General features: G+C 49.9%; 4 protein-coding genes and 4 tRNA genes. 1 reads left to right on the forward strand and 7 read right to left on the reverse strand.

The features are described from left to right. The 5 genes from ABLU80_RS13420 to ABLU80_RS13440 all read right to left on the reverse strand — a co-directional run. The coding region (locus ABLU80_RS13420; RefSeq protein WP_000031657.1) for a GTP-binding protein at nt 1–199 on the reverse strand (199 nt) is incomplete at its 3' end. A gap of 115 nt (nt 200–314) precedes the next feature. After that, a tRNA-Thr gene (locus tag ABLU80_RS13425) sits at nt 315–390 on the reverse strand. 5 nt (nt 391–395) lie between these two features. After that, nucleotides 396–470 (reverse strand) — tRNA-Gly (locus ABLU80_RS13430). A 115-nt stretch (nt 471–585) separates the two neighbouring features. Next, nucleotides 586–670: transfer RNA gene (locus tag ABLU80_RS13435), tRNA-Tyr, on the reverse strand. 10 nt (nt 671–680) lie between these two features. After that, nucleotides 681–756, reverse strand: a tRNA-Thr gene (locus ABLU80_RS13440). 430 nt (nt 757–1186) lie between these two features. On the opposite strand from ABLU80_RS13440, the gene coaA reads away from it, so the two are divergent. Next, complete coding sequence (coaA, locus tag ABLU80_RS13445; protein ID WP_026612434.1) at nt 1187–2137, forward strand: type I pantothenate kinase; 951 nt, start codon at nt 1187–1189, stop codon at nt 2135–2137. A gap of 26 nt (nt 2138–2163) precedes the next feature. Here coaA and birA read toward each other — a convergent pair whose 3' ends face one another. Both birA and murB read right to left on the reverse strand, forming a co-directional pair. After that, nucleotides 2164–3126, reverse strand: coding sequence for a bifunctional biotin--[acetyl-CoA-carboxylase] ligase/biotin operon repressor BirA (gene birA, locus ABLU80_RS13450; protein WP_348850076.1), 963 nt, complete (start codon nt 3124–3126; stop codon nt 2164–2166). Then, on the reverse strand, nt 3123–4151 hold the full coding sequence (gene murB / locus ABLU80_RS13455) for a UDP-N-acetylmuramate dehydrogenase (RefSeq protein ID WP_348850077.1): 1029 nt from the start codon (nt 4149–4151) through the stop codon (nt 3123–3125). Before murB ends, birA begins: the two co-directional genes overlap by 4 nt. Nucleotides 4152–4338: the final 187 nt, after the last annotated feature.

Consider the following 4338-nt stretch of genomic DNA (forward strand, 5'->3'; position numbering starts at 1 on the left):
GGGAAGTGTTGATGGTGATACCACGAGCTTTTTCTTCCGGCGCGTTATCGATCTGATCGAATGCGCGAGCAGCACCGCCGTAGGTTTTAGCCAGTACGGTAGTGATTGCAGCGGTCAGCGTTGTTTTACCATGGTCAACGTGGCCGATAGTACCGACGTTAACGTGCGGTTTTGTACGTTCAAACTTTTCTTTAGACATCGATTGTCCCTCTAAGACACGGATAAATCGGTGATATCACCACATCAACCAGGCAACATGCCCGACTTGTTGAATGCAATAAACAGAGAGAAACAGGGAAGGAGAGATAAAGAAGTGGTGCTGATACCCAGAGTCGAACTGGGGACCTCACCCTTACCAAGGGTGCGCTCTACCAACTGAGCCATATCAGCACGTCTGGAGCGGGCAGCGGGAATCGAACCCGCATCATCAGCTTGGAAGGCTGAGGTAATAGCCATTATACGATGCCCGCATCCTGAAACTCGGCTACCCAGTTCTTTCTGTAACAAAAAAGAGATTGCTCTCTTTAATGTTGAGCTGATTAGTTTACCCAACCAACTCCGGCTACGCAAAGCGTTGCCCGAAAGTGGTGGTGGGGGAAGGATTCGAACCTTCGAAGTCGATGACGGCAGATTTACAGTCTGCTCCCTTTGGCCGCTCGGGAACCCCACCCAAATTGTTATGGTGCCGACTACCGGAATCGAACTGGTGACCTACTGATTACAAGTCAGTTGCTCTACCTACTGAGCTAAGTCGGCATCAAGTAGCGCGCATTCTAGGGAGACCTGCGAGTTCATGCAACTAAAAATTTGCATAAAACGTTCTCTTGCTCACATTTTGTGCTCTTACACCAAAAAACGGTGTAATTTCAAACAATGGAGTGCAAAAAAAGCGCACTCATCAACGCAGAATTTGTTTCGCTGCGCCTGTCAGATATAAGAATGATGGTTTTTTCACCTGCAAATCCTGGTGGCAGGTGCGATTGCTAACCTGCAAAGATAGCAGACTCGCTTTCTCCCCTCTTTCTACTTATTCATCACTTGTGATGCTGCTATGAGAAAGCGCCCTTCGATGAGTTTTTTTCTTATTATTCCCGGCATTCTGGTGTTACCCTCCTGCCCATTGTCCTGATTAACTAGTGTGAAGCATCACCGCTACCTCTTTTTCGGTGATAGTAAGAACATGCTTATGAGCAAAAAAGAGCAGACGTTAATGACACCCTATCTACAATTTAACCGCAACCAATGGGCTGCACTTCGTGATTCCGTTCCGATGACGCTGACAGAGGAAGAAATCGCGCGGTTAAAAGGCATCAACGAAGATCTTTCGCTGGAAGAAGTCGCCGAGATCTATTTGCCGCTGTCACGTTTGCTCAATTTCTATATCAGTTCCAACCTCCGTCGCCAGGCGGTACTTGAGCAATTTCTTGGCACCAACGGCCAGCGTATTCCTTACATCATCAGTATTGCAGGTAGCGTTGCGGTTGGTAAAAGTACTACAGCGCGTGTTTTACAGGCGCTGCTTAGCCGCTGGCCGGAACATCGTCATGTTGAACTGATAACTACCGATGGCTTCTTACATCCTAACTCGGTGTTAAAAGAACGCGGCTTGATGAAAAAAAAGGGCTTCCCGCAGTCCTATGATATGCATCGGTTGGTGAAGTTTGTTTCTGACCTGAAATCTGGCGTACCAAATGCCACCGCGCCGGTCTATTCCCATCTCATTTATGATGTTATTCCTGATGGTGATAAAACCGTTGCTCAACCGGATATTCTTATTCTGGAAGGTTTGAACGTTCTGCAGAGCGGGATGGATTATCCGCACGATCCGCATCATGTATTTGTCTCTGACTTTGTCGACTTCTCTATTTATGTCGATGCGCCGGAAGACTTATTAAAAAACTGGTATATCAACCGCTTCCTGAAATTCCGTGAAGGCGCTTTTACCGATCCGGATTCTTATTTCCATAATTACGCAAAACTCTCAAAAGACGAAGCGGTCAATATCGCCACTTCATTATGGAATGAGATCAACCTACTGAACTTAAAAGAAAATATATTACCAACCCGAGAGCGAGCAAGCTTGATTATGACCAAAAGCGAAAATCATTCGGTCGATCAAGTTCGCCTAAGGAAATAAAAAAGGGAGCGCAAGCTCCCTTTTTTCTATTCAGCGCTACGCAGCGATATCTCGCCTCCCACCCATGGTTTAATTACCCCATCCTGCTCGAGTAATAATGCCCCTTGAGCATCAATTCCGCGAGAAATACCAAATATTTCCTTATCACCAATAATCAGCTTCACCGGCCGATTAATAAAGTTATCCAGTTTTTCCCAGCGTGGCAGGTAAGGTGTTAAACCTTCCTGTTCGAATAGTTGCAAACCGGTACGTAATGCTTTCACCAGACGCGCCGTCAGGGTGTTACGGTCAATGAAGACTCCCGCCTCCTGGAGGCTGATCCACCCCTGATTGACAATGTCAGACTCAACGCGGCGCATCACGAGGTTGATACCAGCGCCGCTGACGATTTGCGCGGCATCACCGGTTTTGCCTGTCAGTTCTACCAGGATACCGGACAACTTGCGGTCCTGCAGATAGATATCATTCGGCCATTTGACCCGAACGTTATCCGCCCCCAGGCTCTGCAGTACTTCTGCAATCACAATACCGATCACCAGGCTCAAACCAATCGCAGCAGCAGGGCCTTGTTCCAGACGCCAGTACATGGAGAGATAAAGATTGGCCCCAAACGGTGAGAACCACTTACGGCCACGACGACCTCGACCAGCCTGCTGATATTCAGCGACACAGGCATCACCTGACTTCAGTTCATCCAGACGATCCAGCAAATACTGGTTGGTGGAATCAATCACCGGCAGCACGGTAATGCGACCTTGTTCAATCTGGTCGGCAATCTTTTGCTCGTCCAGCAATTCAATCGGTTCAGGGAGGCTATAGCCCTTCCCTGGTACGGTAAACACATCAACACCCCAGTCGCGGAGCGTCTGCATATGCTTGTTAATTGCCGCGCGGCTCATCCCCAGGCGTTCGCCGAGCTGTTCGCCAGAGTGAAACTCACCATCCGCCAGAATAGAGATAAGCGTCAGGGGTACGGTATTGTCTTTCATGCAATCACCTCTTCCGCATTCACTTCACCGTTCTCTGCGATGAAGCGCACTTCAGGCTGGAGCCAAACGTTAAATTTCTCGCCAACCTGCTGGCGGACATAGTGGGCTAACCCTACGACATCATCGCTGGTCGCCTGGTTATCGTTGATCAGCACCAACGCCTGCTGACGGTGAACGGCAGCCCCACCGACCGTTTTGCCTTTTAGCTGGCACTGGTCGATAAGCCAACCGGCCGCCAGTTTAACGCTGCCGTCAGCCTGTGGATAATGCGGCGCGCCAGGGAATGCAGCCAGCAATGCCTGAGCAACCTGAGCACTGACGACCGGGTTTTTAAAGAAGCTACCGGCATTACCATTCACTTTAGGATCCGGTAACTTGGTCATACGCATGTGACAAACGGCATCGAATACCTGGCGTGGGGTAACAGTTTGCGGATCGAGGCGGGTTAAATCACCATAGGTCAGGACGGGCTGCCATGCTTTTTCCAGCCGTAGCCCAACAGCCACTATCGCGTAACGATCCTGATATTCATGTTTGAAAATACTGTCGCGATAGCCGAAACGGCACTCTGCGGCAGAAAGGCGCTGCTTGCGACCCGTCTCGAGTTCGATACAGTCTACGTATTCACATACTCGCTGCAGTTCGACACCATAGGCACCAATATTTTGAATTGGCGAAGATCCCGCGCAGCCAGGAATTAAGGCCAGGTTTTCCAGCCCAGGCATTCCATTTTCCAGCGCAAATTGCACCAGTTGATGCCAGTTTTCACCGGCGCCAACGTGCAAACGCCAGGCTTCAGACGTTTCGCTTACCTCGATCCCCATGATGCGGTTGATGATCACCGAGCCGGAATAGTCTTTCAGGAACAGAACGTTGCTTCCTTCTCCAAGGATCAGACAAGGTTGGTGTTCTGCAGCAGCGGCTTGCCAGGCAGCCAGCAACTGTTGTTCATTTTCAGCAAGTACAATTGCTTTGGCAGAATGGCTAATGCCAAAGGTATTCCAGGGTTTGAGGGAGAGGTTCATAGTGGCTTCCTGATGCAAAATCAGCATTAGTTTACCGTATCTGGCGAGGGAAGGCTTGCCTGAATAATATCGGTTCGGGGCCGGGTTCATCTCATCATGGGCGTGAATGAAGGGTGCCGGCAGGCAGGAGCCTTTCCCGGAGGCGGTGCTGCGCACCTTTTCCGGGCTACGGGGTCTGTAGCCCCGG

Origin of the sequence: Klebsiella sp. CN_Kp104 (genome assembly GCF_040064515.1) — a bacterium.
In the GTDB taxonomy this organism is placed as follows: domain Bacteria; phylum Pseudomonadota; class Gammaproteobacteria; order Enterobacterales; family Enterobacteriaceae; genus Klebsiella; species Klebsiella aerogenes.